12 protein-coding genes are annotated in these 14538 nt (G+C 40.0%); 8 read left to right on the forward strand and 4 right to left on the reverse strand.

Features of this window, described 5'->3' with window-relative positions; genetic code table 11:
* Window positions 1–3 precede the first annotated feature (3 nt).
* Window positions 4–1908, forward strand: a complete 1905-nt coding sequence (locus PYV58_RS10985; protein ID WP_034612943.1) for a hypothetical protein — start codon at window positions 4–6, stop codon at window positions 1906–1908.
* Window positions 1909–2091: 183 nt separating this feature from the next.
* Here PYV58_RS10985 and PYV58_RS10990 read toward each other — a convergent pair whose 3' ends face one another.
* Window positions 2092–2973 (reverse strand): LysR family transcriptional regulator, encoded by an 882-nt coding sequence (locus PYV58_RS10990; protein WP_034612946.1) that lies wholly within the window; start codon window positions 2971–2973, stop codon window positions 2092–2094.
* 165 nt (window positions 2974–3138) lie between these two features.
* On the opposite strand from PYV58_RS10990, the gene PYV58_RS10995 reads away from it, so the two are divergent.
* The 6 genes from PYV58_RS10995 to PYV58_RS11020 all read left to right on the forward strand — a co-directional run bounded on the left by PYV58_RS10995 (window position 3139) and on the right by PYV58_RS11020 (window position 10389).
* A complete protein-coding gene (locus PYV58_RS10995; RefSeq protein WP_034612951.1) occupies window positions 3139–4656 on the forward strand; it encodes a CoA-acylating methylmalonate-semialdehyde dehydrogenase in 1518 nt (505 codons plus the stop codon).
* Between the two features lie 15 nt (window positions 4657–4671).
* The gene (mmsB, locus tag PYV58_RS11000) at window positions 4672–5562 is read left to right on the forward strand and encodes a 3-hydroxyisobutyrate dehydrogenase (protein WP_004720378.1); all 891 of its coding nucleotides are present in this window, start codon (window positions 4672–4674) and stop codon (window positions 5560–5562) included.
* Window positions 5563–5665: 103 nt separating this feature from the next.
* Window positions 5666–7318 carry an AMP-binding protein gene (locus PYV58_RS11005; protein WP_034612954.1) on the forward strand — a complete coding sequence of 551 codons (1653 nt, stop codon included), beginning with the start codon at window positions 5666–5668 and terminating at the stop codon, window positions 7316–7318.
* Between the two features lie 73 nt (window positions 7319–7391).
* Complete coding sequence (locus PYV58_RS11010; protein ID WP_034613077.1) at window positions 7392–8519, forward strand: acyl-CoA dehydrogenase family protein; 1128 nt, start codon at window positions 7392–7394, stop codon at window positions 8517–8519.
* A gap of 55 nt (window positions 8520–8574) precedes the next feature.
* Entirely contained in the window at window positions 8575–9348 is a 774-nt protein-coding gene (locus PYV58_RS11015) for an enoyl-CoA hydratase (RefSeq protein ID WP_034612958.1), read from the forward strand.
* Between the two features lie 15 nt (window positions 9349–9363).
* Window positions 9364–10389, forward strand: coding sequence for an enoyl-CoA hydratase/isomerase family protein (locus tag PYV58_RS11020; RefSeq protein WP_034612962.1), 1026 nt, complete (start codon window positions 9364–9366; stop codon window positions 10387–10389).
* 107 nt (window positions 10390–10496) lie between these two features.
* Here PYV58_RS11020 and PYV58_RS11025 read toward each other — a convergent pair whose 3' ends face one another.
* From PYV58_RS11025 to PYV58_RS11035, 3 genes are read right to left on the reverse strand one after another with little or no spacing between them, the layout of a single operon-like run.
* The gene (locus PYV58_RS11025) at window positions 10497–11408 is read right to left on the reverse strand and encodes an alpha/beta hydrolase (protein ID WP_034612965.1); all 912 of its coding nucleotides are present in this window, start codon (window positions 11406–11408) and stop codon (window positions 10497–10499) included.
* 1 nt (window position 11409) lies between these two features.
* Window positions 11410–12291, reverse strand: a complete 882-nt coding sequence (locus tag PYV58_RS11030; RefSeq protein WP_034612970.1) for an alpha/beta hydrolase — start codon at window positions 12289–12291, stop codon at window positions 11410–11412.
* A gap of 20 nt (window positions 12292–12311) precedes the next feature.
* Window positions 12312–13364 carry a sugar phosphate isomerase/epimerase gene (locus PYV58_RS11035; protein ID WP_034612974.1) on the reverse strand — a complete coding sequence of 351 codons (1053 nt, stop codon included), beginning with the start codon at window positions 13362–13364 and terminating at the stop codon, window positions 12312–12314.
* Window positions 13365–13543: 179 nt separating this feature from the next.
* On the opposite strand from PYV58_RS11035, the gene PYV58_RS11040 reads away from it, so the two are divergent.
* Entirely contained in the window at window positions 13544–14152 is a 609-nt protein-coding gene (locus PYV58_RS11040) for a TetR/AcrR family transcriptional regulator (protein WP_004821566.1), read from the forward strand.
* Window positions 14153–14538 lie beyond the last annotated feature (386 nt).

Here is a 14538-nt window from a genome sequence, read left to right on the forward strand (position 1 = left end):
ACAATGTCAAATCATATACATCGTCATGAGGCCTATGAAAGGCTTTATAAATCTGGAAGTGTTTCCTATGTTTCACATACCACACCGGATAGTGTTAATACCGAGTGTGAAATCCCAGCACCTGTAACACATGTCGTGCCGGTTATTTTTATTCCAGGCATTATGGGCTCAAATATTAAAGACGCAAAGAAAAATAAAGTTTGGTATCCTCGAATATCACTTTCCACCATTATTGAATACAGTAAACGAGATGCACGTGAACGACAAATTGTCTTGAATCCAGCAACAACTCAGGTGGGTTATGATGGCGATGTAAAAATAAGTAAAAAGCGAATTCCACATATCACCAAAGACGTGGCTTTGGCACGCGGTTGGGGCTCTGTGATTACCATTGGTTATGCAGATTTATTGATTTTTATGGAAAGTCAGCTTAATCAGCCCTTTAAAAAGTTAAGTGAGCAAAAAAAAGACCAGTTTAATGGTACAACTGAATGGGAAAAAATTGTCCATCCGGGCAATAAGGCAACTGAAAAAATACTTAAAAATTGGTCTGCTGAAAAAACAGTTGAATTATTAGGTTTAGAAAAGCATGAGCAATTGGCTGATTATGCTTTTCCAGTGTTTGCTTGTGGCTATAACTGGTTACAGACCAATATGAAGTCAGCGGATCATGTTGCGGACCGACTCAATAATGAAGTTATGGCACAAGTTAAAAAAGAATTTCCTAGCGCAAAATTTAAGAAATTTATTATTGTCAGTCACTCTATGGGTGGATTGGTGACTCGTGCTTTGATTCAAAATGAAAAAGTTAAAGATAAGATTGCCGGTGTGGTACATGGTGCGATGCCTGCCAGTGGTGCACCAGCGGTATATCAGCGTCTAACTGTAGGCTGGGATGGTTGGAAAGCGTCAACAGGACTCTTTAAAAGTGCTGCTGCTTGGGCAACTAAATTTATGTTTGGAAATACTTCTGAACGTCTCACCGCAACATTGGCGAATGCACCTGGCGGATTAGAACTATTACCTTTTTCAAATTATTCCAATGCTGTGGATTTTCCCAAAAATCCTAGAGCATGGTTAGTCATTAAAGCCAAAACGCCTAGCGGTGAAATTATCGCCACATTACCAAAAAGTACCGATCCATATACTGACATTTACCAAAGAAAAGATAGTTGGTGGGCGATGATCAATCCTGATTTTATTGATCCTGCTGGATTGGTTGCAAAAACTGTAGATAAGGAGGGATACGATAGTATTTTTGATGTTTATGTAAAGAATATAGAAACTGTTAAAGAATTACATGATTATATAAAAGACTCTTATCATCCCAATACGTATGCCAATTATGCTGCTGACAATAGTTTTAAAGCATTTGGTCAGGTGGTGTGGCGCTGTAAAGAAGAGTTAAATATTAGCAGTGAAAATGAATTGATTGAATTAATGAGCTTATATGGTAAGAAAAAATTAATCCAGTTCCCGGATATCAAAGATCGAAGTGATATCAAAGAAGATGATCCCAATAATCCTGCAGAAAATGATGCAGATTTAAGCATTAAAGGCTCGAAAACTCATAATTTACAAGACAACGCCTATAAAGAAGATGGTGTAAGAGAAATTTTGCTTGATGTAAAATCTAAAATTTCTAAAACCAATAAAGCCACATTTTATTTAGATCTTAAACCCACTTCAGAAGGAGATGGAACGGTATGTTATCAGTCTGGGCAAGATGTTCGTGCAGAGGGGCGTAGTCCAATTGAAACCTTTATTATCAATGGCTATGAACATGCAAAGAGCTATGACAATAAACATGTCCAATTGAATACAATATATTGCATTGCAAACATCGTCGATATTATTAAACAAACTTCAACATCAGAAAAATGCGAGAGTGAAACCAAGCGTTTATAATTTTATATGAGTTTAAGTAAATAATTTTAAGGACTTCTAAGGTTAACGATAGAAGTCTAATTTTATCTGGTCTTAATTGTTCTCAATATTCCTCACTTTATATTAAGGAAAAATTTGAAGACGATTTAGGCAATATTTTATAAAATCAAGAATTTGAAAAAATTTAAATTCTACCGAAAATTTTTAATCCATCAATAAATTTTGATATTTATCAGCTTGTGTTCTTAAAAAATCCCAGACCAATTTTATACGTGGTTCATGCTGTAAATCGACTAAAGTTAGCATCCAAAAAGTATGAATAAAACGAACTTCATCTTGTAATACCTGTTTAAGTTCTGGTTTATTTTCTGCCAGAAACTTCGGCAAAATTGCCAATCCTGCACCTGCATTCACAGCAACTTGTTGGGCCAAAATACTGCTACTTCTAAAATTTGCATTGAGCTGTAAGGGCAGACGTTCTAAACAATACAGTTCAGGACTGTAAATTAAATCGTCAATATAGTTTACAAACTGATGGTTTTTTAAATCTTCAAGTTTTTTAATCGCTTGGGTACTTTCTAAATAGCTTGTACTGCCATAAATTTTAAGACAATAATCGGTTAAACGGGTAATGATATAAGGTCCTGACTTAGGACGATCAATGGAAATCACAATATCAGCTTCACGATGCGACAGCTTAATCATTTTTGGAACCGGGATAAGATCAATCGTGAGTAAAGGGTATTGTTTAGACAGTTCTGCCAATAGCTGGGCTAAAAATGCTGTTCCAAAACCCTCAGGTGTGCCAATTCGCACATGTCCTTGTAACGGTAAGTTGGGCTTTTCAATTTGCAAGAATGCTTGTTCCATTTGCTCGACACGGGGCACCAACGCCAAGCCTTCCATAGTCAGTTCATAGCCTGTGGCTTCGCGTCTAAACAACGGCGTTCCTAAAGCTAATTCTAGCGCCTGTATTCGTCTAGACACGGTACTGTGTTCGACCCCAATAATACGAGCTGCATTGGTTAACGTCTTGGCACGCGCTAAAACTAAAAAAAACTGTAGGTGATCCCAATCGACTTTCATTGTGTATGACATCCTTGTGCATATTTGCACATTCATTGTGCGTTAATTTCTATTGGTCATCTATATTTTCTTTGTTAGTTTGATTTGAAACAGCACTGATGAAAATACTGCTTTTGGCTATTTTCTAAAAATGTAACAACAAAAAATATTGCCTATGGAGAGGTTATGAACACAATGTCAAATATTCATTCGACGACGGCTAAATTATTAATTAATGGAAAATTTACCGAATCAAATACTACTGAATGGCAAGACATTCTAAATCCAGCGACCCAAGAGGTACTTGGTCGTGTCCCAATGGCAACTTTAGACGAAGTTGATGCTGCAATTGCTGCTGCACAAGAAGCATTTAAAACTTGGCGTTTTACACCGATTCAAGCCCGTATGCGTATCATGCTGAAACTGCAAGATTTGATTCGTGACAATATGAAAGATATTGCCCGTGTTTTGACCGCAGAACAAGGTAAAACCTTGGCTGATGCAGAAGGTGATATCCAACGTGGCTTAGAAGTGGTTGAACATGCTTGCTCAATTGGAACCTTGCAAATGGGTGAATATACTGAAGGTGTAGCTCGTGGTGTAGATACTTATACCTTGCAACAACCATTGGGTGTATGTGCTGGAATTACCCCGTTTAATTTTCCTGCCATGATCCCATTGTGGATGTTTCCAATGGCGATTGTTTGCGGCAATACCTTTGTACTTAAACCGTCTGAGCAAGATCCACTATCGACCATGATGCTGGTTGAATTGGCATTACAAGCGGGTGTACCTGCTGGTGTACTCAATGTGGTACATGGTGGCAAACAAGTGGTAGATCGTCTATGTACGCATCCAGACATTAAAGCCATTTCATTTGTAGGTTCAACTGCGGTAGGGACGCATGTCTATAACTTAGCGGGTCAGCATGGTAAACGTGTGCAATCGATGATGGGTGCAAAAAACCATGTCGTGGTCATGCCAGATGCCAACAAAGAACAAACCTTAAATGCTTTAGTTGGTGCTGCATTTGGTGCGGCTGGACAACGTTGTATGGCATTGTCTGTTGCTGTCATGGTCGGTGAAACTAAAAACTGGGTGGATGAATTGGTTGAAAAAGCCAAAACACTGAAAGTCAATGCTGGGCATGAACCGCAAACAGATATTGGCCCCGTGATCTCACCACGTGCTAAAGCTCGGGTTATAGATTTGATTAATAGCGGTATTGAACAAGGTGCACAACTCTTACTCGATGGTCGAGGCGTACATGTCCAAGGCTATGAAAATGGCAATTTTGTTGGTGCAACTATATTCAATCAAGTCAGCACTGATATGCGCATCTATACAGAAGAAATTTTTGGTCCTGTTTTAGCCATTATTCATGTTGATACGCTTGAACAAGCCATTGAATTGGTCAATGCCAATCCGTTCGGGAATGGGGTGGGTTTATTTACTCAAAGTGGTGCCACAGCACGTACTTTCCAAAGCACCATTGATATCGGTCAAGTTGGTATTAATATTCCAATTCCTGTGCCGGTTCCATTCTTTAGCTTTACTGGGTCAAGAGGTTCAAAATTAGGGGACTTAGGGCCTTATGGTAAACAAGCAGTACAGTTCTATACTCAAACCAAAACCATTACCAGTCGTTGGTTCGAAGACACACAAGAAAAAGGTGAAGTGAATACCACCATCAGCTTGCGTTAATATAGGAGTTCAAGGATGAATATTGCATTTATTGGTTTAGGCAATATGGGCGGTAAAATGGCCCATAATTTACTCAAAGCAGGCTTGACGGTTTATGGCTTTGATTTAAGTGATGTTGCAATCGCACATTTCACCGAAGCAGGCGGAATTGCCTGTAATAGTCCACAGAAAGCAGCAGAAAATGCAGATGTCGTAATCACTATGCTGCCAGCCGCAAAGCATGTTAAAGAGGTGTATTTGGGTGAAAATGGGGTACTTGCTGTGCTTAAACAAGGCAGCTTATGTATCGACAGCAGTACCATTGATCCACAAACCATTAAAGACATTGCTGCAATTGGTGCAGAGCAAGGAATTCAAATTTGTGATGCACCTGTTTCAGGTGGCACGATCGGGGCCCAAGCAGGTACGCTAACCTTTATGGTAGGAACGGATGATAAAGCCTTTGAACAAGTCAAATCTGTGCTTGCACCAATGGGTAAGAACATCGTGCACTGTGGTGAAGTGGGTGCAGGACAAATTGCTAAAATTTGCAATAATCTCATTTTAGGCATTTCAATGGCCGCAGTGGCTGAAGGCATGGCGCTCGGGGCAAAACTCGGTATCGATGCACAAGCATTAGCAGGCGTAATCAATAGTTCAAGTGGTCGTTGCTGGAGCTCGGAAGTGTGTAACCCATGGCCGGGTATTTCTGCAAATGCACCTGCTGGACGTGGTTATAGTGATGGCTTTGCCTCTCAACTGATGCTTAAAGATTTGGGTTTGGCTGTTGAAGCCGCAGGCCAAGTCAAACAACCTTTGCTTTTAGGTGGTTTGGTACAGCAGCTTTATCAGCAACTGTGTATGCAAGGTAATGCTCAACTCGATTTTTCCAGCATCATTCAGCAATATTTGCCTAAAGAAACTTAATCATCAATCGAAGCACAGTCAATTTCACCACCCATTGGTGGTGAAAAAACAATAGATTCACTCGTGTCATGAATAACAATAAATCCAGGCCGGAGTATATAATATGTTGAATTATCAGGATGTTGCTAAAACATTTAATTTAGAAGGTGCGGTTAAGGAAATGCTCTCAGGTTCAGTCGATCAACTGAATGCCTGTTATGAATGCTGTGACCGACATGCAGAAGCAGATCGCGAAAAAGTTGCCCTATATTGGCAAGCTAAAGATGGTCGTAAAGAGCAATATACCTTTGCTCAACTGAAAAAATGGTCGAGTCAGTTTGCCAATTTTTTAAAGTCACAGGGTATTCAAGCCGGTGATCGTATCTCTGGTTTATTACCAAGAACTCCCGAATTATTGGTGGTGATTCTCGCTGCTTGGCGAATTGGTGCAGTTTATCAACCGCTATTTACTGCATTTGGCCCAAAGGCGATTGAACATCGAGTTCAGCTGGCAAAAAGCAAATTGGTTGTGACCGATATCGGCAACCGTAGCAAACTGGATGAAGTTGCACAGTGTCCACAAATTATGACTGTCGCTGATCAACAGGGTCATGCTCTACAACAAGGCGATTTAGATTTTTGGAAAGAACTCAATCAACAGGCTGAGCAATGCGATCTGGTCATGCAAAGCATTCAAGATCCATTTTTACTGATGTTTACCTCGGGTACCACGGGGCCTGCAAAACCTTTAGAAGTTCCACTCAAAGCCTTAATTGCTTTTGGCAACTATATGAAAGATGCGATCGGCTTACGCACAGATGATGCATTTTGGAATATTGCTGATCCAGGTTGGGCGTATGGACTTTATTACGGTATAACAGGACCCTTGTTGTTAGGTCATGCCACTTTGTTTTATGAAGGTGGTTTTAGCATAGACAGTTTATGTCAAATTATTGATGATTATAAAATTACCAATTTGGCAGGTGCACCTACAGCATATCGGATGATGATGGCCGCGGATCCCGCTCAAATGGCACAACTAAAGGGTAAATTCCGGGTTGTGAGCAGTGCAGGCGAACCTTTAAATCCAGAAGTTTTTCGTTGGTTTAAACAAGTGCTTGATGCACCTATTTTTGATCATTATGGACAGACTGAGGTGGGCATGGTGGTGTGCAACCATCATGGTTTAAACCATGACGTCCGTGCAGGCGCTGCTGGTTTTGCCAGCCCAGGTTATCGTGTCGCTGTGGTGGATGATCAAGGCAATGAGTTGCCTGCCGATAGCGCTGGAATTTTAGCGGTAGATATCAGTCAATCACCGATGATGTGGTTTGGTGGCTATAAAGAAAGTCGTAAATCACCGTTTATCAAAAATTATTATTTGACCGGTGATGCTGCTGAATTACATGCAGATGGGAGTATGAGCTTTGTTGGACGTAGTGATGATGTGATTACCACCTCTGGATATCGTATTGGACCTTTTGATGTAGAAAGTGCATTACTTGAACATGAGGCAGTGATTGAAGCTGCTGTTGTTGGAGTCCCTGATCCAGAGCGAACAGAAATCGTTAAAGCTTTTGTGATTTTGGCAGAAAATAAAATACCATCTGAGGAATTGGCTGAACAACTTGGGCAATTTGTCAAAAAACGTCTGTCTGCCCATGCTTACCCAAGACAAGTTGAATTTGTCACTGAACTACCCAAGACTCCAAGTGGCAAGATTCAACGCTTTTTACTACGAAATCAAGAAATTGCTAAACAACAATTAAGTGTATAAAGCCAGTAAGGATCATCCTACACAAGCTAAACTTGCCGAATGTAGGATGTTAAATGATGCTAAGGAATATGAAATGCAATTTACTGAAGAACAATTATTGATTCAGGACATGGCGAAAAGTTTCGCCCAAGAACAAATTAAACCAAATGCAGCGGAATGGGATAAACACAGCATTTTCCCCAAAGAAACCTTGTCACAAATGGGGCAATTGGGCTTTATGGGGATGCTGATTTCAGAGCAATGGGGTGGTTCAGATACTGGTAACTTAGCCTATGTCCTTGCACTTGAAGAAATTGCGGCGGCCGATGGCGCAACCTCTACCATTATGAGTGTGCATAATTCAGTCGGTTGTGTTCCGATTGCTAAATTTGGTAGTGAAGAACAAAAACAAAAATATTTATTGCCTTTGGCACAAGGTGAAATGATTGGTGCTTTCGCATTGACCGAACCGCATACTGGCTCTGATGCAGCAGCACTGAAAACCCGAGCTGTCAAAGATGGTGAGGATTGGATTATTAACGGCGCAAAACAATTTATTACTTCAGGAAATAATGCTGGTGTAATTATTGTATTTGCAGTGACCGATCCAAGTGCTGGTAAAAAAGGTATCAGTGCCTTTATTGTGCCACGGGAAACTGCGGGCTATGAAGTGATTCGCACTGAAGAAAAACTGGGATTGCATGCTTCAGATACCTGCCAAATTGCATTGACTGATGTGCGGGTACACAAAAGCTTAATGTTAGGTCAAGAAGGTGAAGGGCTTAAAATAGCACTGTCTAATCTGGAAGGCGGTCGTATTGGTATTGCTGCGCAAGCGGTGGGTTTGGCACGTGCGGCCTTAGAAGAAGCCAGCAAATATGCCAAAGAACGGATTACTTTTGGAAAACCGATTTTTGAACATCAGGCAATCGCTTTTCGTTTGGCCAGTATGGCAACAGAAATCGAAGCAGCTCGTCAATTGGTCCATCATGCCGCACGCCTAAAAGAAGCAGGCAAGCCCTGTCTCAATGAAGCTTCTATGGCAAAATTATTTTCCTCTGAAATGGCAGAGCGTGTCTGTTCTGCTGCACTACAAATCTTCGGCGGCTATGGTTATTTAAAAGATTTTCCAATTGAACGAATTTATCGTGATGCACGTATTTGCCAAATCTATGAAGGCACCAGTGACATCCAGCGTTTAGTGATTGCGCGAAGTTTATAAGTAGAGTTAATCGCTGTGTATCAGATGATGGGATAAAACGGATAAGGAAATGAATATGCAATTTGAAACGATTTTATTGGAAAAACACAAAGGCGTAGGTTTAATTACACTCAATCGCCCAAAGGCTTTAAACGCATTAAATTCAAAATTAATCCAAGAAGTAAATTTAGCTTTAGATGACTTAGAAAAAGATCAGGATATTGGCTGTATGGTCTTGACTGGTTCAGAGAAAGCCTTTGCAGCAGGTGCTGATATTAAAGAAATGGCGGGATTGAACTTTCCCAATATTTATTTTGACGATTTTTTTAATCTTACTGATCGAATTGCACAACGCCGTAAACCCTTAATTGCAGCTGTCAGTGGCTATGCTTTGGGTGGTGGTTGTGAGTTGGCACTGATGTGTGACTTTATTTACTGTGCAGACAATGCCAAGTTTGGCTTACCTGAAGTCACTTTAGGCGTGATTCCAGGCATTGGGGGTACGCAGCGTTTAACCCTTGCCATAGGTAAAGCCAAAGCGATGGAAATGTGTTTAACCGCTCGACAAATGGGGGCAATTGAGGCAGAACTGAGTGGTTTAGTTGCCCGTGTGTTTAGCCCCGAAGAGCTTTTATCCCAGACTTTAAGTGCTGCTGAAAAAATTGCTGAAAAATCATTGGTGGCAACAATGATGATCAAAGAATCAATTAATCGTGCCTTTGAAGTGAGTTTGGCGGAAGGTTTACGTTTTGAACGACGAACCTTTCATTCAATTTTTGCTACTTTGGATCAAAAAGAAGGCATGCAAGCCTTTGTTGATAAACGCCAAGCCAACTTTAAAAATCAATAATAGGATGAAGATGGGATGAATACTGAAAATCATTTAATCATCGAACAGAACGCAGCTTTGGGTGTGATTAGCTTAGATCGAGTATCCAGCCTGAATGCACTGACTCTGGATATGATCAATGGTATCCGTATACAAATTGAAACTTGGCAAGATGATGCTGGCATTCAAACGATACTGATCAAATCTAATAGCCCAAAAGCATTTTGTGCAGGTGGTGATATTCGTTATCTTTATGATTGTTATCAAAATGGTACAGATGGACATAAAGGCTATTTTATCGCTGAATATGACATGTTGAATAGCATTCGCGCGTCTAAAAAACCGATTGTGGTATTGTTAGATGGCTATGTCTTAGGTGGCGGTTTTGGTCTGGCACAGGCCTGTCATATTATTGTTAGTAGTGAAAAATCACGTTTTGCCATGCCTGAAACGGCGATTGGTTTCTTTCCTGATGTTGCAGCAACGCATTTCTTGTCACGTTTAGATGATATTGGGGTCTATTTGGCAACCACAGGCGACCAAATCAGTAGCAGTGATGCCTTATATTTAGATTTGATTGATTATCATGTTCCTAGCCAACAGTTTCATGCCTTACTTGATGCGCTGAGCCAATCAAGTAATTTAAGCAAAGACCATATTGAACAGATAATTTCTAAATTCATTACCCGCCCAGTGGAAAGTGAACTCAGTGCATCGGTTGAGAGCATTCGTAAGCATTTTGGCTTTGAAAATTTGCAAGATATTGAAAAAAGTCTTGAAAATGAAAAAGACCAACAGCATCAAGCCTGGGCAAGCAAAGTCTTAAGCACTTTGCAACAACGTTCTTGGGTGGCGAAAAAGACCAGTTTACGACTGCAATACTTGGGACGGGGATTGTCATTACAACAATGTATGCAGCTGGAACGAAATTTACAGGATATCTGGTTTGAACATGGCGATATTCTTGAAGGTGTTCGTGCTTTAATTGTCGACAAAGATAAACAGCCCAAATGGCAGCAACAGAATGCAACGCTAGATAAAATATTGGCTGAATTAGGTTAGTCTTTTTAATGCGTATATCAGTTCTGTTTTTATAAACATTCAGATACTTTTGAAATAGCAAAAAAGGAAATCATGCGATTTCCTTTTTTCACGATGATCAAAATCACCTATAAATCAATCTTATCGTATATAGCGTTGGCTTTCTCTGTGATTGCAGTCATATGGATTGCACCATGAATCATTCCTGCTAGAAAATGAAATTTCACCGAGACACCAGCATCTCTCAATCTTTCAGCATATTGTTCACCATCATGGCGCAGTGGATCATATTCACAGACAAAAATTGTTGCCTCAGGTAAGCCTTGTGATGACTGTGCCAGTAGGGGGCTCACCAACTCATTGGTTTTGTCAGAATCACTATTTAAATATTGATCCCAACAATACGCCATTGTTGCAGTGGTTAAGCCATAACCATCCGCATAAGTTTCATAGGATTTACCCTGCATCGTGGCATCTAAGGCTGGATAAAACAGCAGTTGTTGACTAATCTGGATTTCTGGATGCGCTTTAGCGAGTAAGCATGCAGCCGCTGCAAGGTTAGCGCCCGCACTATCACCACCCACAGCAATACGATTTCGATCAAGCCCTAAACTTAAAGCATGTTCTTGAATATAACGAAGTGCTGTAAAAAAATCTGTCAGCGGTACTGGAAATTTGAATTCAGGCGCTAGGCGATAATCCACTGAAAAGATAACATACTGTGTTGATTCTGCCAGTAAACGACATGAACGATCCCATGCATCTAAACTCCCTAAACACCATCCACCACCGTGGGCAAATACTAAAGCTGGGTTGCTTTGTAGCTGCACCAAAGCATAGGGCGTATATACCCGAACTTGGATTTGAGCTTGATCTGAAGTTGTGACCCAAAAACTGGTTTGATAGCTGGGATCTTGCTCAATACCTTGCTGTTGTATGATGTCCTGATTTACCTGCGCTCTTAATTCACAAAGTGTGTTTGCAGTTGTTGCAGCAGGTCTAGTGTTAAGCCAGTCTGCAATTTGATGATCTAAAGGCATCTTATTGCTCCTGTTGTAGAAATTCTAAAATCAGGGAACAAAACGCTTCAGGTTGTTCCTCCATAATAAAATGACCACAATCTTTGACAATTGCACTGGTTAAATGTGGTGCAACTTTTTTCATAGTTTCATAAGGTGCATCATTGGTTGCTTGTTCTGCGCCAATCGCCAATACAGGCATTTCTAGATTTTTAGTTGCGCGGATTTTATTTTGACGAATGGTTTCGGGGATTGAACGATAGTAATTAAAACCTGCCGTTAAACGTCCCGATACTTTATAAGCCTCAATATAAGTTGCAGCGGCGACTTTATCTCTGTGCCACGACCACTTATCAAAAATATAATTGAGATAAGTTTCTTCACGCCCACTGACCAAAGCTTCAGGTAAGTCCATCACTTGATTAAACATGAAATGCCATAGAAAAATATTTTCATCAGCTGAAACAAAAATAGGCGGTGGCGTTGCCAATCCAGGAATAACAGCTTCAGTCACAGCCAGAGAAGTGACAGATTGGGGGAAATCAGCTGCAAGTGCATAAGCAACCCACATCCCGATATCGTGACCAATCACTGAATAAGTATCATGTCCAAGTTTTGACATTAAGCTGGATAAAATCGTCGCAATTCGCCCCGTATCATAACTTCCATTCAGCGGCACAGAATATCCCGTTCCCGGTGGATCCACAGCAATTGCCTGATAACCGTTGGCCGCCAAGACGCTCATTACATTTCGCCATGCGTACCATGTTTGTGGCCAACCGGGGATAAGTAATACAACAGGACCACGACCTGTAGAGACATAATGAAGTTTTTTACTGTCTATATGGATGTAATGATGCTGAAATTGATCGACTAAATTTTCATGTGTTGTAATGCTTGTCATAGTAAATTCCAATCGCTGCCTTAGATACCCAAAAGTTGATTTATTTGCAATTGATTGACAGGCGCTGCGGCAAAATCATCAAAGGTTTTATCAGTAACATGAATAATATGTTGTTGAATAAACTCAGCACCTTCACTTGCACCATCCTCTTTATTTTTTAAGCAACATTCCCATTCCAAAGTTGCCCAGCCTTGATAGTCGTTATGTGCCAATTTTGAGAATATTGCTTTGAAATCAACCTGACCATCTCCAGTAGAACGGAATCGACCTGCACGATCTCCCCAATTTTGATAGCCCCCATACATCCCTTGGCGACCTGTCGGGTTAAACTCCGCATCTTTAACATGAAACATTCGAATAAAATCTTTATAGATATCGATGTATTCCAAATAGTTCAGTTGTTGCAGGATAAAATGACTCGGGTCAAAAAGAATCTGACAACGTGGATGGTGTTGTGTCCGTTCTAAGAACATTTCAAAGGAAATGCCATCATGTAAGTCTTCGCCAGGATGAATTTCGTAGCACAGATTAACATTATGTTCATCACAAGCATTGAGGATTGGCATCCAACGACGTGCAAGTTCATCAAAAGCAGTTTCAATAAGTCCAGCGGGGCGTTGAGGAAAAGGAAAGATATAAGGCCATGCCAGTGAACCTGAAAAAGTTCCCATATCTTGTAAACCTAAACGGGCAGATGCTTGCACAGAAGCCAACATTTGTTGTTCAGCCCATTGAGTTCTAGCTACTGAATTTCCATGTAAATGTGAAGGTGCAAAACCATCACATAAAGCATCATAAGCTGGATGCACAGCCATAAGTTGACCAAAAATATGCGTTGTCAACTCACTAATTTCTAAACCATTATTTTGTAAAACCCCTTGTATTTCATCGCAATAATCTTGGCTTGTGGCTGCTAAATTAACATCAAATAAACGCTTATCCCATGCTGGCAGTTGTACAGCCTTAAAGCCTTTATCGGAAACCCATGCGGCAATGCCCTCTAAATTATTAAATGGGAAAATATCATCACTGAATTGTGCGAGATGAATACTTGGACCTTTGATGGTTTGCATAGCTAAACTCAATTGGTTGTCGATCGACAAACAATAGGCTTTCTTTTGAATAAAAACAACAAGTTTTTAAAAAAGAATCTAAAAAAGGGCAGCCTCTCCAATAAATCCTATTGATTTATTTGCGAAATTTATTTTTTCGAATGATAATAAAAAACACTAAATCGAATTGAAGCGTCGTTATGGCTGGTAGACCAAGAGAATTTGATAGGGAAAAAGCACTGATTCAAGCGCGTGATTTTTTCTGGCAACATGGCTATGAAGGGACTTCGATGTCAGATTTAGTCGAGGTCTTAGGTATTGCTTCAGCGCGTATTTATAAAGCGTTTGGCTCTAAAGAAGCGTTGTTTCGAGAAGCTGTTATACACTACGAAGAAAATGAAGGCGGCTTTGCGATCCACGCTTTACAACAAGCAAATATTAAGGATGCGATCAGTCAATTATTTCAAGATGCAATCAAACTCTATACCCAGAATAACCATTCATATGGCTGTATGGTTGTGTCATCTGCAAGCGTATTAAGTCAGGAAAATCAAAGCCTTTTAGACTGGATGAAGCAACAACGTATTGAACGTGGTCAAAGTCTGGTTAAGCGTTTTAAACAGGCGAAAGCAGATGGACAATTATTAGAACATGCTGACCCTGAAATATTAGGGCAATATTACGGACTAGTGCTACATGGATTATCCGTTCAAGCTAGAGATGGTTATTCAGAGCAAATGCTTTTGCAAATCATCGATTTTTCCCTTAAGAATTTAGATCAATATCTGGTTTCATCTTCAAAAGCTTAGACCTAGATCAGCAGTAACAATGTATAAGTGATGAATATTGACTTGGAATATACATCGTATGATTGCGACATATTTTGTTGAGTTTTAAGCCTTGCTTTACGGCGAATAAATGGGCGTTTCATCACTTAAAACGGGCAATATTGAATAGGTTTTAATTGATGAACAAATTAAACTTTAATATTATATTTCAATAAATTATAAAACTCCATGAGCTAGGTTTCATCCTATTCAAAATAGCACTAAGAAATATTTTATCGATTTAACACGAGATAAAGTAAACATAAAAATTAATCTGAAAAAATCTGTTTCAGTCCCTTTAAAATCGATCAATTTAAGCACTGTTTTTTGGTGAAGAATCTATCTTGACACAGCTAAAATATTCAATA

The sequence above is a fragment of the Acinetobacter sp. TAC-1 genome, assembly GCF_029025845.1.
Taxonomy (GTDB): domain Bacteria; phylum Pseudomonadota; class Gammaproteobacteria; order Pseudomonadales; family Moraxellaceae; genus Acinetobacter; species Acinetobacter guillouiae.

Coding starts and splice junctions, on each gene's coding strand:
- PYV58_RS10985 (WP_034612943.1), top strand. CDS start 4: ATGTCAAATCATATACATCGTCATGAGGCCTATGAAAGGCTTTATAAA.
- mmsB (WP_004720378.1), top strand. CDS start 4,672: ATGAATATTGCATTTATTGGTTTAGGCAATATGGGCGGTAAAATGGCC.
- PYV58_RS10990 (WP_034612946.1), bottom strand. CDS start 2,973: ATGAAAGTCGATTGGGATCACCTACAGTTTTTTTTAGTTTTAGCGCGT.
- PYV58_RS11040 (WP_004821566.1), top strand. CDS start 13,544: ATGGCTGGTAGACCAAGAGAATTTGATAGGGAAAAAGCACTGATTCAA.
- PYV58_RS11035 (WP_034612974.1), bottom strand. CDS start 13,364: ATGCAAACCATCAAAGGTCCAAGTATTCATCTCGCACAATTCAGTGAT.
- PYV58_RS11020 (WP_034612962.1), top strand. CDS start 9,364: ATGAATACTGAAAATCATTTAATCATCGAACAGAACGCAGCTTTGGGT.
- PYV58_RS10995 (WP_034612951.1), top strand. CDS start 3,139: ATGAACACAATGTCAAATATTCATTCGACGACGGCTAAATTATTAATT.
- PYV58_RS11025 (WP_034612965.1), bottom strand. CDS start 11,408: ATGCCTTTAGATCATCAAATTGCAGACTGGCTTAACACTAGACCTGCT.
- PYV58_RS11005 (WP_034612954.1), top strand. CDS start 5,666: ATGTTGAATTATCAGGATGTTGCTAAAACATTTAATTTAGAAGGTGCG.
- PYV58_RS11010 (WP_034613077.1), top strand. CDS start 7,392: ATGCAATTTACTGAAGAACAATTATTGATTCAGGACATGGCGAAAAGT.
- PYV58_RS11030 (WP_034612970.1), bottom strand. CDS start 12,291: ATGACAAGCATTACAACACATGAAAATTTAGTCGATCAATTTCAGCAT.
- PYV58_RS11015 (WP_034612958.1), top strand. CDS start 8,575: ATGCAATTTGAAACGATTTTATTGGAAAAACACAAAGGCGTAGGTTTA.